Origin of the sequence: Streptomyces sp. NBC_01803 (assembly GCF_035917415.1) — a bacterium.
Classification (GTDB): domain Bacteria; phylum Actinomycetota; class Actinomycetes; order Streptomycetales; family Streptomycetaceae; genus Streptomyces.
Genome location: NZ_CP109073.1, coordinates 960,167 through 974,831, shown reverse-complemented (window position 1 = coordinate 974,831; position 14,665 = coordinate 960,167). Strand labels below are relative to the sequence as shown.

12 protein-coding genes are annotated in these 14,665 nt (G+C 72.4%); 5 read left to right on the top strand and 7 right to left on the bottom strand.

What is annotated here, in order from left to right; all coding sequences use genetic code 11:
- The first annotated feature begins 16 nt into the window (after nucleotides 1–16).
- The 4 genes from OIE51_RS04135 to ssuE all read left to right on the top strand — a co-directional run bounded on the left by OIE51_RS04135 (nucleotide 17) and on the right by ssuE (nucleotide 5,517).
- Nucleotides 17–811: a thioesterase II family protein gene (locus OIE51_RS04135; RefSeq protein WP_326595583.1), complete on the top strand. Its 795-nt coding sequence runs from the start codon at nucleotides 17–19 to the stop codon at nucleotides 809–811.
- Between the two features lie 27 nt (nucleotides 812–838).
- The gene (locus OIE51_RS04130) at nucleotides 839–2,854 is read left to right on the top strand and encodes an ABC transporter ATP-binding protein (protein ID WP_442811857.1); all 2,016 of its coding nucleotides are present in this window, start codon (nucleotides 839–841) and stop codon (nucleotides 2,852–2,854) included.
- Between the two features lie 321 nt (nucleotides 2,855–3,175).
- On the top strand, nucleotides 3,176–4,456 hold the full coding sequence (locus OIE51_RS04125) for a phosphoesterase PA-phosphatase (protein WP_326595581.1): 1,281 nt from the start codon (nucleotides 3,176–3,178) through the stop codon (nucleotides 4,454–4,456).
- 506 nt (nucleotides 4,457–4,962) lie between these two features.
- A complete protein-coding gene (gene ssuE / locus OIE51_RS04120) occupies nucleotides 4,963–5,517 on the top strand; it encodes an NADPH-dependent FMN reductase (RefSeq protein WP_326595579.1) in 555 nt (184 codons plus the stop codon).
- A 122-nt stretch (nucleotides 5,518–5,639) separates the two neighbouring features.
- Here the strand turns inward: ssuE and OIE51_RS04115 are convergent, their stop codons facing one another.
- From OIE51_RS04115 to OIE51_RS04090, 7 genes are all read right to left on the bottom strand, one after another.
- Complete coding sequence (locus OIE51_RS04115; RefSeq protein ID WP_326595578.1) at nucleotides 5,640–7,016, bottom strand: LLM class flavin-dependent oxidoreductase; 1,377 nt, start codon at nucleotides 7,014–7,016, stop codon at nucleotides 5,640–5,642.
- On the bottom strand, nucleotides 7,013–7,741 hold the full coding sequence (locus OIE51_RS04110; protein ID WP_442812033.1) for an ABC transporter ATP-binding protein: 729 nt from the start codon (nucleotides 7,739–7,741) through the stop codon (nucleotides 7,013–7,015). Before OIE51_RS04110 ends, OIE51_RS04115 begins: the two co-directional genes overlap by 4 nt.
- Nucleotides 7,742–7,761: 20 nt before the next feature.
- Complete coding sequence (locus tag OIE51_RS04105; protein ID WP_326595574.1) at nucleotides 7,762–8,559, bottom strand: ABC transporter permease; 798 nt, start codon at nucleotides 8,557–8,559, stop codon at nucleotides 7,762–7,764.
- Between the two features lie 134 nt (nucleotides 8,560–8,693).
- Nucleotides 8,694–9,779, bottom strand: a complete 1,086-nt coding sequence (locus tag OIE51_RS04100) for an ABC transporter substrate-binding protein (RefSeq protein ID WP_326595572.1) — start codon at nucleotides 9,777–9,779, stop codon at nucleotides 8,694–8,696.
- A gap of 186 nt (nucleotides 9,780–9,965) precedes the next feature.
- Entirely contained in the window at nucleotides 9,966–10,040 is a 75-nt protein-coding gene (locus tag OIE51_RS26840; protein ID WP_442812032.1) for a putative leader peptide, read from the bottom strand.
- Nucleotides 10,041–10,520: 480 nt separating this feature from the next.
- Entirely contained in the window at nucleotides 10,521–11,552 is a 1,032-nt protein-coding gene (locus OIE51_RS04095) for an aldo/keto reductase (RefSeq protein ID WP_326595570.1), read from the bottom strand.
- A gap of 228 nt (nucleotides 11,553–11,780) precedes the next feature.
- The gene (locus OIE51_RS04090) at nucleotides 11,781–13,253 is read right to left on the bottom strand and encodes a UDP-N-acetylmuramoyl-L-alanyl-D-glutamate--2,6-diaminopimelate ligase (protein ID WP_326595569.1); all 1,473 of its coding nucleotides are present in this window, start codon (nucleotides 13,251–13,253) and stop codon (nucleotides 11,781–11,783) included.
- Between the two features lie 463 nt (nucleotides 13,254–13,716).
- Between OIE51_RS04090 and OIE51_RS04085 the strand changes: the two genes are divergently transcribed.
- Nucleotides 13,717–14,553: a helix-turn-helix transcriptional regulator gene (locus OIE51_RS04085; RefSeq protein ID WP_326595568.1), complete on the top strand. Its 837-nt coding sequence runs from the start codon at nucleotides 13,717–13,719 to the stop codon at nucleotides 14,551–14,553.
- Nucleotides 14,554–14,665: the final 112 nt, after the last annotated feature.

Here is a 14,665-nt window from a genome sequence, read left to right as displayed (position 1 = left end):
GAGGAACAGCGACCGCATGACTGACCACCACTCCGGAGCGCCCGGCTCCGGCGACCCGGGCACCGGCGACAACACCCGCTGGATCCGCCGGTACAACCCGCGCGAGGACGCCGCGGTGCGCCTCGTCTGTATGCCGCACGCGGGCGGCTCCGCCAGCTACTTCCTGCCCGTCGCCCGCGCCATGCCCGCCACGGTCGACGTGCTCGCCGTCCAGTACCCGGGCCGCCAGGACCGGTTGCGCGAGCCGGCCGTGGGCACGATCTCCGAGCTCGCCGACGCGGTGTTCGCCGCGCTGCTGCCCTGGGCCGACCGCCCGCTCGGGCTCTTCGGGCACAGCATGGGCGCCGCCGTCGCGTTCGAAGTCGCGCGCCGCTTCGAGCGGGAGAAGGGCCTGGTGGCCGCGGCGCTGTTCGCCTCCGGACGTCGCGCGCCCTCCACCCACCGCGTCGAGACCACGCACCTGCGTGACGACGACGGCCTGCTGGACGACATCAGGCAGCTCAGCGGCACCGACGCGGCCGTCCTCGCCGACGAGGAGATCCTGCGGATGGTGCTGCCCGCGGTCCGCGTCGACTACCGGGCCATCGAGACGTACGTCCCCGAGCCCGGCCCGCCGCTGCGCTGCCCCGTGCACGCCCTGGTGGGCGACGCCGACCCCAAGGCCACGGTGGAGGAGGCGGAAGCCTGGCGCGACGCGACGGAGGGGCCGTTCGAACTGAAGGTCTACTCCGGCGGTCACTTCTACCTGGTCGACCACCAGACCGACGTCCTGCACCGGATAGCCAACGCCCTGTTCGCCCCGCCGACCTGACGCCACCACACCGCGAGAGGCCCCGCTGTGGACGACGTGGAAAGCCGCACCGACGACAGGACCGACCCCGAGGACACCACCGCCGGGACCACGACGAACCGGCCGCTCGAAGAGCCGCCCGGCAGCGTCTCCGAGTCGGAACGGCTGCTGTTCGGCGGCCCGTTGCTCTACGACGGCGGGGGGCGCAGCCACGAGGGCTCCTACGCCTCGCTCAGCCTGTGGGCGATGGTCAAGACCCTGCCCGCCCTGGTCTTGACCACCGTCCGTCTCGCCCGCGAGGCGGACCGGGCGGCGCTGCGGCTGGTCGCCGCCGCCGAGGCCGGTCGCGGCATCGCCCAGGCCGTCGGCCTCGTCGCCGTCAACACCGTGCTGGCGGCCGTGCTGGCGGCCGGCGACCCGGACGACCGGCTCCGCGACGCGCTGCCCTCCCTCACCGTGGTCGCCGTCACCGCGCTGCTCACCGCGCTCTGCTCGGCCGTCTCGACCTACGGCTCGGGCCGACTCGAACCCAAGGTCGAACGAGTCGCCACCGAACGGTACTTGGCGCGCGCCGCGGAGGTGGAGCTGGCCGCGATCGAGGACGACCAGTTCCACCGGCTGCTGGACACGGCCCAGTACGGCGCCGTATCGGCTCGCCACATGATCGACTACTGCGTCCAGGTCATCAACGCCCTGCTGTCGCTGGTCGCCGCCGCGAGCGTGCTCACCGTCCTGCACCCGGTGCTGCTACCGCTGCTCGCCCTGATGACCGTGCCCAGCATGTGGAGCACGCTGATCACCACCCGTCGCCGGTACCGGTCGTTCCGCGTCTGGGTCCAGCACGTGCGGGCCAGCCGTCTGCTCAGCAGCGAGCTGACCGCGACCGAGACAGCCGCCGAGGTCCGCGTCCACCATGTGGGGCCGTTCCTGCTCAAGCACTTCCGCGCGATGTCCGCCAACTCCGAGGCAGAGCAGACCCGTCTGGCCCGGCTCGACGCCCGCACCGGACTGTGGGCGTCGACCTGGACCGGCCTGGCCGGCACCGCCACCTACCTCACCCTCGGCGCGCTTGCCTGGAGCGGCGCCCTGGCCATGTCGGTCGCCGGCACGGCCGTCCTCGCCATCCGCACCGGCTCGGCCAGCCTCAGCGGCATGGTCCACTCCATCAACAACCTCTACGACGAAAGCCTGTTCGTCGGCGACCTGGAGCTCCTGTGCGTCCAGGCCGCCGACTGGGCCATCCCCACCGGCGGCCGGCCCGTTCCCCCGGAGCCGCGCGAGATCACGTTCGGGAACGTCACCTTCCGCTACCCGGGCACCGACGCCGAACCCGCTCTGGACGACGTCTCGCTCACCATCCCCGCCGGCCGGATCACCGCCCTCGTCGGCGAGAACGGCTCCGGCAAGAGCACCCTGGTCAAGCTCCTGGCCGGCCTCTACCTCCCCGAGAGCGGCCACGTCACCTGGGACGGGGTCGACACCGCCGAGGCCGACCGGCACCAGCTCTTCGCCCGGATCGCCATGGTCGCCCAGGACTTCAACCGCTGGCGGTTCACCGCGCGCGTCAACGTCACCATCGGTGCCTCCGGCACCCCCATCGACGGGGAACGCCTGCGCGCCGCCGCCCGCCACGCGGGCGCCGACACCGTCGTGGGCGGCCTGCCGCGCGGCTGGGACACGCTGCTGGCGCGCGGTTACCAGGGCGGACACCAGCTGAGCGGCGGCCAGTGGCAGCGCCTGGGCATCGCCCGCGCCCACTACCGCGACGCCCCGGTCCTCATCGTGGACGAGCCCACGGCGGCGCTCGACGCCAAGGAGGAGCAGCGGGTCTTCGACCAGATCCGTGAACTGGCGGCGGGCGGGCAGACGATCATCCTCATCACCCACCGGATGGCGTCCGTCCGGCACGCCGACCTGATCCACGTCCTGCACCACGGCCGCCTGGTCGAATCCGGCAGTCCCGCCGACCTGTTGGCCCGCCCCGACGGACAGTTCCGCGAGCTGTACGCCATCCAGGCCGCGCAGTTCGGCCGGGAGCCGAGCGCCGTTGAGGCGGACCGCTGAGCCGCTGCGCCGCACGTGGCCGTCCACCCCGACACACGAGCTTCACCGCGGTCCAGATCCCGTTAACGTTCGGGTGCGACGATGACGGGCGTGACCAGGGGATACGCCCGCGTCGTGCGGTACCACGCCGATGCGCCGCTCGCGTGCGGCGCCCGCTGTTGAGCGCGACCGCCTGAGCCGCCCGCTCCTCCGCCCCACCCGCTCCCCGTCCCACCCCGTTAAGCCCGGTCAAGCCCGCCCCGCCGCGCGGTCGCCCGCGTGCCCGACCCCGGGCTTGCCCGTACCCCGCACACCGTTCCCGATTTCACAGGAGTCCGTTCCATGGTGAGATTCGCCCTGCGCCCCTTCGCCCTGCGCTTCTTCGCCCGGCATTCCTCCGTCCTGGCGTCCGCCGTGGCGCTCGCCGCCGTGGCCACGGTCGTCGCGCCGTCCGCCGCCGGCGCCGACGACACCGCGCGCCCCGGCTCGCGCGTCGATGTGGCACTGGAGTGGTACGACGTCACCGCGCAGACCGTCGCGACCGCCGGAGCGCCCACCCAGGTCACCAACAGCCGTACATGGGCGATCAGTTGGCTGGCCGCCGCGCGGGTGCTCGACGACGGGCCCCCGGATGGCGTCAGCCGCCCGGACTACCAGGATGCCGCCGTCGCCGGAGCCGTCCACACGGCCCTGACCACGCTGGCACCGGCCCGCGCCGGCGAGCTCGACGCCGCCCTCCGGCGCACCCTTGACCGCGTCCCCGACGGCCCCGCCGAGGACCTCGGGCTGGCCGCCGGGCGCGCCGAGGCCGAGAGTGTGCTCGCCGACCGCGAGGGAGACGGGCTCGACGCCGCCTCGGTCAACGCCCCGTACGCCACCCCCGCCCCGGCTCCGGGCGTCTGGCAGCCGACACCGCCCGCCTACGGCCCGGCCCTTCAGGCCGGCAACCGATCCGCCCGCCCCTTCCTCCTCGACAGCCCGGACCAGTACCGCCTGCCCGCCCCGCCGCCCGTCGGGTCCGCCCGGTACGAGGCGGACCTGGCCGAGGTCCGAGCCTACGGCGCCGCCGACAGCACCGTCCGCACCGCGCGGCAGACCGAGACGGCGTCGTTCTGGTACGGCTCCTCGCTGACCCTCTACACCGAGCCGCTGCGCGTCGCGCTGGCCCGCTCCGGGGAGTCCCTGCCCGAACGGGCCGCGCTGGTCGCGCTGTTCCACACCGCGTCCGTCGACACCCAGATCGCGACCTCCGACAGCAAGTACGCCTACGTGACCTGGCGGCCCGTCACCGCGCTGCAAGCGGAAGGCGACACCGACTGGACGCCGCTGCACGTCACGCCCTCCCATCCCGACTACCCCAGCGGCCACAACACTTACTCCGGGGCCGCCGAAGGCATCCTGACCGCTCTCGCCGGCCCGCGCACCGCGCCGTTCGAGCTGACCAGCACGACCGCGCCCGGCGTCACCCGCACCTACACCACCTGGCGCCAACTCACCCAGGAGAACGTCGACGCCCGCGTCTGGTCCGGCATCCACACCAGGACCGCCGACACGGCGGGCGTGCGGCTCGGTCTCCAGGTCGCCGCGCACACCCTGCGCCACGCGGACGAACTCCTCGGCTGACCGGCCGGCGAGCGCTCCGCCCCAACGACGGATGAACGGAGGAGACGGCGTCCCCGTGCGGGGACGCCGTCTCATCAGCCGGAAGGCCCGTTGACGGCTTCCGGCCTCCGTGCTTGCATCGAACCCATGCCTGGCGCCCAGCCCCTGACCCGCCGCCGCTGCGTGGACTTCGTCCGCGTCGCCGCCGCGATCTGTCCGGTCTGCCGCTGACCCGCTGCCCCCACCCGCTGCTCCTACCCGCCGCGCGCGTCCGGCGCGGGCGTCCGGCGCGGGCGTGCGCCGTCGGCCGACCCTCTCTTTCCCGGCCGGGTCACCCCTGCCCCGATCCCGGCGCCGGCCCGGGCTCTTCGGCTGCCCGCCCCTCTCCCCGCTCCCTTCGACGCGCACGGGAGCCACTCGCGTCTCCGAGGCCACCCACTCCCGCTCATCCCCCCGTCCCCCGTCCCACGCGCTCCGCCCCGCCCCGCTCCGCCCCTCTCCCCGCTCCCCAACACAGAGGTGTTCCCATGGCCGTTGTCCTGTCGATATCCGGGAGTCCGTCTCCCACGTCCCGCACCGCCCGCCTGCTGCGCCATCTCGACGGTCAACTCGCGCTCAGAGGCCATGACATCGTGCCCCTGGACGTGCGGGCGCTGCCGGCCGAGGCGTTGACGGGGGCTGATCCGGGGCATCCGGCGATCGTGGAGGTCGCCGGGCTGCTGGCCCGCGCGGACGGCGTCGTCATCGGCACCCCCGTCTACAAGGCGGCCTACTCGGGGCTGCTGAAGTCGCTGCTGGACCTGCTGCCGCAGTACGCCCTGACCGGCAAGACGGTCCTGCCCCTGGCCACCGGTGGCACCACCGCTCACGTGCTCGCCATCGACTACGCCCTGCGCCCCGTCCTGTCCTCCATGGGTGCCACCCACATCACCCCCGGCTGGTTCCTCCTGGACCGCGACATCACCGCCACACCCGACGGCGGCATCACCCTCGAACCGGCCGCGGCCGAGCCACTGACCCAGGTCGTGGAACAGTTCTCGGCCGCCCTGGAACGCGCCACACTCCTCGCCTCCCCCTCCTGATCGGCCGGGCGGTGGGGCGGCCGGGCGGCGTGCCCGCCCCGCCCCACGCCGAAGGCCCGGCGATTCCCGGTGCGGAACGGGAATCGCCGGGCCTTCGGCGTGCCGGGGACGCGGCGGCGAGGTCAGGACACGGGCAACGACACCGGCGCCGGAGACGGTTCCGGCTCCCGCTCCGCGAACTGGCTGACCGGGCGAGGCAGTCCGTAGTGGTCGCGCAGCGTCGTGCCCGTGTACTCGGTGCGGAACAGACCGCGCCGGCGCAGGATCGGCACCACCTCGTCCGCGAACACGTCGAACCCGCCGCCCAGCCACGGCGGCATGATGTTGAAGCCGTCCGCCGCTCCGTTCTCGAACCACTCCTGGATCTCGTCGGCGACCTGCTCCGGCGTGCCCGTCACCACCCGGTGGCCGCGCGCGCCCGCGAGCCGGTGGAGCAACTGCCGCACCGTGGGCTTCTCCCGGTCGATGATGTCCAGCACCACCTGGAAGCGGCTGCTGATGCCACGCTCGCCGCCGGTCTCGATCACCTCGCGCGGCACCGGCCGGTCCAGATCCGATTCCTCGAACCGCACTCCCAGGAAGCGGTGCAGCAGCGCCAGTGAATACGCGGGCTGCGTCAGCTCGTTGAACTCCTCGTGCAGCGCCCGCGCCTCGGTCTCCGTCGAGCCGATGAACGGACTGATCCCCGGCAGGATCAGCACCTGCTCCGGATCGCGGCCGGCCGCACGGACCCGCCGCTTCAGATCGCCGTAGAACTCCTGCGCGTTGGCGAGCGTCTGGTGCGCGGTGAACACCGCCTCCGCCCACGCGGCGGCGAAGCCGCGCCCGTCCTCCGAGGAGCCGGCCTGCACATAGACGGGCCGGCCCTGCGGACCGCGCGGAAGGTTCAGCGGCCCGCGCACTGACAGATGGCGGCCCTTGTGCTCCACGGGGTGGACGCGGTCGGTGTCGGCGAACAGCCCGGACACCGGGTCCGCGACCAGCGCGCCGTCCTCCCAGCTGTCCCACAGCCGGGTCACCACGTCCACGAACTCCCGTGCCCGCTCGTATCGTTCGGCGTGCACGGGGTGGGCGTCCAGACCGAAGTTGGCCGCCGCTTCCGGCGCCCCGGTGGTGACGATGTTCCACCCGGCCCGGCCCCGGCTGACGTGGTCGAGAGAGGCGAACAGCCGGGCCAGGTTGTAGGGCTCGGTGTAGGTGGTGGAGGCGGTGGCGATCAGGCCGATGCGCTCGGTCGCCCCCGCGATGGCCGCCAGCCAGGTCAGCGGCTCCAGCCGGAACCGGGCCGCGTAACGCACGTTGTCCGCCAGCGACGGGCCGTCGGCGAAGAAGATGCCGTCGAACGTGGCCGCCTCGGCCCGCCGCGCGAGGTCGCGGTAGTGGTCGATGTCCACGATCCGGTCCAACTCGGTCCCGGGGTAACGCCACGCCGCCTCGTGGTGGCCGCCCGGATAGATGAACAGGTTGAGGTGGAGCTGGCGGGGAGCCGGCGGGGTCATGAGTCATCGCCTTCGTCAGGAGCGGCGGCGTCCTCCCGGAGATCCGGGTCGACGCCGAGAAGAGTGAGCAACCGGGCGCGCAGGGCGGCGTACGCGGCGCTGCCGGGGGAGCGGGGTGCGGGCAGAGCGACCGTCAGGTCAGCGGCGATCCGGCCCTCCTCCAGCACCACCACGCGGTCCGCCAGCGCGATCGCCTCGTCCACGTCGTGCGTCACCAGCAGCACGGCGGGCCGGTGCAGCTCGCACAGCTTCCGCAGCAGCGCGTGCGACTTGATCCGGGTGAGCGCGTCCAGCGCGCCGAACGGCTCGTCCGCCAGCAGGAGGTCGGGGTCGCGGACGAGTGAGCGGGCCAGCGCGACGCGCTGCTGCTCACCGCCGGACAGCTCCACCGGCCAGGCGTGTTCCCGCCCGGCCAGGCCGACTTCGGACAGCGCGGTCCGACCCCGTTCCGCCGCGTCCGGACCCCTCAGCCCGAGCACGACGTTCTCCAGCACCCGCTTCCAGGGCAGCAGCCGGGCGTCCTGGAAGACGACCGACACGTTCTCCGGCGCGTCGAGATCGTCGAACGCCGTCACCTCCCGGTCGATCCCGGCCAGCACCCGCAGCAGCGTGCTCTTCCCCGAGCCGCTGCGCCCGATCAGCGCGACGAACTCGCCCGGGGCGATGGACAGATCGAGACCGTCCAGCACCCGGCGGTCGCCGAACTCCCGCACCAGGCCGCGCAGTCGAAGACCGCCGAGGGCCGTCAGTCCGCCAGTGTGCGTCGCCATGACAGCGCCCTCCTCTGCACCAGCCGCACCAGGGCGTCCGAGATCAGGCCCAGCAGCCCGTAGACGACCAGGCCGACGATGATGACGTCCGTCTGCCCGTAGGTCCGTGCCAGCTCCATCATGTAGCCGATACCGCTGGTGGCGTTGACCTGCTCGACCACGACCAGCGACAACCAGGCGGCCGTCACCGCGAACCGCATGCCCAGCAGGAAGCCGGGAAGCGCGCCGGGCAGTACCACGTGCCGTAGGAATCCCGCCCGGCTCAGCCGCAGCGTCTCCGCCAGCTCGACGTACCGGCTGTCGATCGCCCGCAGCCCGTTGTGGGTGTGGATGTAGACGGGCACGAGCACGCCGAGCGTGATGGTGATGACCTTCATCGACTCCCCGATGCCGAACCAGAGGATCAGCAGCGGGATCATGGCCAGGGAGGGGATGGACCGTTTGATCTGCACCGGCCCGTCGATGACGCCCTCGCCCAGCCTGCTCAGTCCGGCGATCACCGCGAGCACCAGCCCGGCGCCCGTCCCGAACGCCAGCCCCAGCAGGGCCCGTCGGGTCGAGGCCCACAGGTGCTCCTGCAACCGCCCTTCCTGGAACAGGTCGTTGGCGGTGCTGACGACATCCCAGGGGGCGGACAGATTGCGAGCGTCGATCTGGCCGGTGGCCGAGCCGATGGACCAGACGGTGATCAGCAGCAGCGGGCCGATGGCCCAGCCGTAGGGGATCGGCCGCCCGGGCCCGAGTCGCCGTCGGCGGCCCGGCGTCCGGGGCACGAGGCGCGGCCGTGCCGTCAGGGCCGGAGCCGCCCTCCCGGCAGCGGCAGCAGCGGCAGCGGTACGCGCCGGGTCAACTGCCGGGTTCGCCGCCGGGTTCACTGCTCGGGCCTTCGCGTCCGTCGCATGGGCGCTCATGAGGACCCTCCGATCGCGTCCGCCCCGACCGGCTCGTAGCGCCGGTCCCAGAGGGTCTCGGCGTCGAAGGACTCGTTGCCCAGCTCGTCCGCGAGCAACTCGATGGTCTCCTGCTGGCGTTCGATGCCGTTCGACCAGTCGGCCGGGATCTCCGAGGTGCCGCTCTGCTCCACCAGATACGCACCGTCCTCGTAGGACAGACCCTGGTCCTCGACGTAGTACCCCTGGATCCACTCCTCCGGATGCGTGTCGATCCAGACCTGCGCCCGGGCCCAGACTCCGACGAACTGGCGGATGGCCGCCGCCTTGTCGGGATCGCTGACGGAGGAGGTCGGCACCCACAGATGGCCCGCGTCGTCCCGCAGCCCGTGCGGGAGGGTCTTGCCGCCCTCCGGCCCGTACTGCTCGGCGTAGTGCCGGATGTAGACCGAGCCGAGCGGCGCCGCGTCCACCTCGCCGTTGCCCAGCGCGGTCGGATAGACGTCGCCCGTGCTCGGGATCTCGACCAACTCCACGTCGTCGGTGGTCAGTCCGGCCTGGTCGAGGATGCGCAGCACCAGGGCGCCCTGGGCCTGCCCCGGGCTGAACGCGATGCGCTTGCCGCGCAGGTCCTCCAGCGTGTCGATGTCGGCGCCGGGCGCGATGCCCAGTTCGTAGATGGGGTGGTCGACCGGGTCCTCGTGGTAGACGGCGGCGACCAGCTTGGTGTCGAGCCCGGTCCAGTGCGCGTGGATCGAGGGGATCTCGGCGGCCGAGCAGACGTCCAGCGAGTTGGCCCGGAACGCCTCCGAGCACTGCGGGCCGCCGCTCAGGTTGGCCCACTCGACGTCGAACGTCAGCTCGTCGATCAGCCCGGACAGCTCCAGGGCGACCTGGATCTCGGGGGTGCCGATGGTGAGACGCGTCGCCGGGTCGACCGTCTCGGCGATCTCGGTGCCCGCGAGTTCCTCGTCGCTGGCGGCGGACGCCTGGCCGTCGTTCGCGCAGCCGGTCAGCAGCAGAAGGGGTGAGAGCAGGGCGGCACCGAACGCCAAACGTCTTGGAGCGCGCCGGGGGAGGGACATGAAGCTGATTTTGGGCATGGGTTTTTCCTGTGGTTCAGGGAGCGTACGCGGGGACGGGAAAAGCTCCGACATCCGGCGGAAAAGGGAAAAGAGCGAAGCGGGGAAAGCGCGAGGGGATCCCCGCAAAGAATCCGCGGCGTCAGCGTGGACGCGCCGCCGGAGACGGAAGAGAGCGGATCTCCGCCGGGCGGAAAGGGGAAACGGTCAGCGACACAGGGCGGTCGCGACGCGCATGAGATCGACAGCGCGTCGCTCTGTGAACTGCTCGGACTTCCGCATGAGGGGAACGTAGCGAACACGTGGACGAATGGTCAAGGTGCGCCCGCGACGCGATCGGAGCCCATGTCATAAGAGAGAAACATGAATTCACACGGCGCCGGCCGACTCGTCAGGTCACCGCGCGGATATGTACGCCGGACAACGGAACGTGAAATGTGCGGCGGCGCGGTCGGCGTGTGAACGCCTTGCCAGGGCGGCCTCCACTGGAGGAGAGCGTGGCCGCCGGTTCCGGTACCGCGCCGCCCAAGGAGCGTATTCCGTGACCAGCGGCTTGTCACACGTGCTGTGATGGATCGGTTATTCATAGTGACATATGACCGGCCCCTGGACGGGGAGTCAGCGGCGCCGGCGAGCTCGCCGGAGTCTCGGCCCAGCGGCCCAGCGGCCCAGCGGCCCAGCGGCCCAGCGGCCCAGCGGTACCTGATGGTCGGGGTGCCGGTCCACGCCGCTCCGGGGAGACGACGGCGCGGACCGGCCGTATCAGGGCCGGAACGGTCCGGTTCCCGCGCCCGTCCGCCCGAGTACCCGGGCGATGGCAGCCAACTCCTCCTCACCCAGGTGAAGATGTCCGGCCCCTGCCCAGTCCGCGACCTGCGCCGGTGTCCGCGCGCCGACGATCGCGCCCGTGACGCCGGGCCACGCCAGCGTCCAGGCCACCGCGACGGCCGGCACCGGAACGCCGCGTTGCTCCGCGATCGTGCCCAACACGTCGGCCACCGCCAGGTTCTCGGGCAGCCGGTCGGTGAAGTCCGGGTGCGCGCGCCGCCAGTCGTCCGCCGGCAGCGCGGCGACGCGCTCCGCCGAGAACGCCCCGGTCAACAGGCCCGACGCCATGGGCGAGTACGCGATCACGGCCGTGCCGTGCTCCCGCGCCCACGCCACCTCGGGCGCCGCGCTCCGGTCGAGCGCCGAGAACGGCGGCTGGATCGCGTCCACATGCGCGATGGCCTCGGCCTCCGCCAACTGCGCGACGCCGTGGTTCGACAGCCCGATCGCGCGCACCTTCCCGGCCTGCCTCAGGTCGGCCATGACCTGCCAGTACTCGGCCAGCGGCGTCGCGTTGGGCGAGGCCGTGCCGTCGCCGCCGAGCGTGTCCCAGTCCAGCGACTCACCGGTGTCCGGCCAGTGCACCTGATACAGGTCGATATGGTCGACGCCGAGCCGCCGCAGGGACGCGTCGACCTCGCGGCGAACGCTCTCCGGCCGCATGATCCGGTACGGCGCGGACAGCGGCTGGGCCTCGTTCCACACCAGTCCCGCCTTGGTGAACACGTACGGCCGCTCGTCCGGCGGCAGCGACGCCAGGGCCCGGCCGACCACGGTCTCCGAGTGGCCGAGGCCGTAGACGGCCGCCGTGTCGATCCAGTTGACGCCCAGCGCCACGGCCCGCCTGATCGCCGCGACCGACTCCGCGTCGTCGGTCGCGCCCCAGGTGAAACGCCATCCGCCACCGCCGATGGCCCACGCACCGAACCCGGTGCGGCTGATCTTCATGTCCGCGAGGGAGTTCATGACACTTACTGTGCGGAGGCACGCGCACACCTGCCCAGAGCCTTGCCATCCCTAGGACCGCCAGGGCCAGGCTGGCCGCCGTCCCCCGTGCCGCCCAATGCCATCCCCCGTGCCGTGCCCCGTGCCGCCCAACGCCGCTCCTCGCCAGTCGCGAACGTCGCTCGGGGTATCCGCGGACGCGACGATCATTGGGTCCCAGCTCGTGTCTTCCGCAGACCGGAGGGGCGGTTACTCCTCGGCGAGTTCACGGACGACCGCCATGTCGCTGAAGGGAATCAGCTCCCCGCCGACGAGTTGGTCCGGCTCGCTGCCCCGCCCGGCGACGAGGACCACGTCGCCCGGCCCGGCGGCGCCCAGCGCGAAGCGGATCGCCCGGCGCCGGTCGGTGATGCGCTCGAAGGGGGTGCCCGTCGCTGTCAGGCCCGGCACGACATGGTCGAGGATCGCCTCGGGGGCCTCGTAGCGCGGATTGTCCGAGGTGAGGACGCACAGGTCCGACAGCTCCCCGGCGATCTTCCCCATGATGACGCGCTTGGTGACATCGCGGTCGCCGCCGCAGCCGAAGACGGTGATCACCCGGGCGGTGGCGTAGCCCCGGATGGTCGTCAGGACCTTCTCCAGGGAATCCGGGGAGTGGGCGTAGTCCACGACCACCGAGGCGCCGCGCGGGGTGTCGTAGCGCTCGAACCGGCCCGGGACGGGCGGCATCCGGTCGAGCGCGTCGACCAGCGCCCCCAGCTCGTGACCCAGGACGTGGCAGGCCGCCACGGCGGCCAGCGCGTTCGCCACCGAGAACCGGCCCGGAACGGGGATCGCCGCCGCGTATTTGCCGCCGTCGTGGTGCAGCGTGAAGCGGGTGCCGGCGGCGTCGACGGTGAGGTCGGTCGCCCGGTAGTCCGCCTCGGCGTCCAGGGCGTACGTGGTCACCGCGCCCGGCATCAGCGCCTGGATCCGGGCGCTGACCGGATCGTCGGCGTTGACGACGGCCCGGCGGCACAGCCCCTGGAAGAGCCGGAGCTTGGCGTTCGTGTAGTTCTCCATCGTGCCGTGGTCGTCCAGGTGGTCCTGGGTCAGGTTCGTGAAGACCCCGACATCGAGGAACGCCCGGTCGACCCGGTGGGTCAGCAGGGCCATGGAGGTCGCCTCCAGCACCACGCTGGTCGTCCCCCGGTCGCGCATGTGGCCCAGCAGGTACTGGAGGTCCGGCGATTCCGGCGTGCTGAGGACGGACGGCGGCATCGGGATGGGCTCGCTGCCGATCCGGCTGCCGGACGTCCCGATGACCCCGACCCGCGCGCCTTCGGCGGCCTTCAGCACCGACTCGACCATGTAGGAGACCGACGTCTTCCCGTTGGTGCCGGTGATCGCCACCATCTCCATGGCCCGGCCCGGCTCGCCGTGGTAGCGGGAGGCGACGACGGGGGCGGCCCGGCGGGTGTCCGGCACCCGCACCACGCACAGGTCGTGCGGCAGATCGCGGAGTCCGGGCACCTCACCCTCGATCATGACCGCGACCGCGCCTCGCCGGAGGGCCCGTTCGATGGACTCCGGCCCCCCTTCGTGGTGACCCGGTACCGCGATGTACAGCGAACCGGGAGTCAGCCGGTGGGCGTCGAAGCTCATCCCTCCGGTGATCCGGGTCCCCGGGTCGCCCTGGAGAAGGAGGTGGTCGTGCCCGTCCAGTAGTTCGTTCAGCTTCACAACTGTCCCCTCGGAGGCGGCGCCGGCGCGGTGCGCGCGGCCACGGCCTCTCGGCGGGGACCGACGGCCCGTCGGGCACCGCGGTGATGACCATGACCTGGCTCGTCCGGTACCCGGGCTGTCCGGTACCCGACTGTCGGGGATCTCGCTCGTGTCTGTCCGCCGGCGTGGTCGGGCGGACGCGCGAGGAGCGGAGTCACAAGAAAGCGATCTGGAACGCCGGCGCTGCCCGCCGGGGCAGGATGTGTCGGGTCAACACCCGGTCCGGAAGGGGACCAGGACTGTCAGGAGACTCCGGAGCGGCGGCGACATCCGTGCGCTCCAGGCCGGGAGGCATGGACGGAAACTCGCACGGGGCTCGGCCAGCATACATCCGTTCATGTCCATTTCGGACACCGCGGCGGTCGTCCCTAGGACCGCCAGGGCCAGGCTCCCCGCCGGGTCGGCGCGGGATACTGGACGCATGGCCAAAGAGCTGGGCGAATTCCTCAAATCCCGCCGGGCGCGTGTGCGGCCCGAGGATGTCGGGCTGCCCGACCTGGGTGGGCGGCGGCGCGTGCCCGGGCTGCGGCGCGAGGAGCTGGCTCAGCTCGCGGGCGTCAGCGCCGACTACTACATGCGGCTCGAACAGGGCCGGGGCGGCGGTGTCTCGGAAGAGGTGCTGGACGCCCTCGCCCGCGCGCTGCGGCTGGACGACGACGAACGCGGCTATCTGTTCGGGCTGGCCAGGCCGCGCCGGGCCGCCCGTCGTCCGCGCCGCGCGCGCCGGGCGGTCAGCCCCCGGCTGCGTTTCCTGCTGGACTCCATGCGCGACGCCCCGGCGTACGTGATCGACCACCGCACCGACATCCTCGCGTGGAACCGGATGGCCGCCACCCTGATGCTCGACTTCGGCACCCTCGCCCCCGACGAGCGGAACTGGGCGCGGCTGTGCTTCCTGGACCGGCGCGCCACCGAGATCTTCCCCGAGTGGGAGCACAAGGCCCGGGAGACCGTGGCGTACTTGCGGCTGCACGCCGTGGACCACCCGGACGACCGGCGGCTGGCCGAGCTGGTGGGCGAGCTGTCGCTGAAGAGCGAGCTGTTCCGCCGCTGGTGGACCGACCACAACGTGCGGGAGAAGACGCACGGCGAGAAGCGGTTCCACCACCCGGTCGTCGGGGAGCTGTCGTTGACGTTCCAGACGCTGTCGGTGCTGGGGGAGGATGACCAGGTGCTCGTGGCATACGCGCCCGAGCCCGGCTCCGCCTCCGAGGACGCGCTGCGGCTGCTCGGCATGGTCGACGCCGAACGCCTTTGATCCGGTGGCGAGTCGACCCGCTCGCCGCTCCTCGCACAGAACCTGGGAAAGACGCTGTTTGTCCCCGGGACGGTCGGGCAGGCGCATTGACGTGCTTCGGACGGCAGGCACA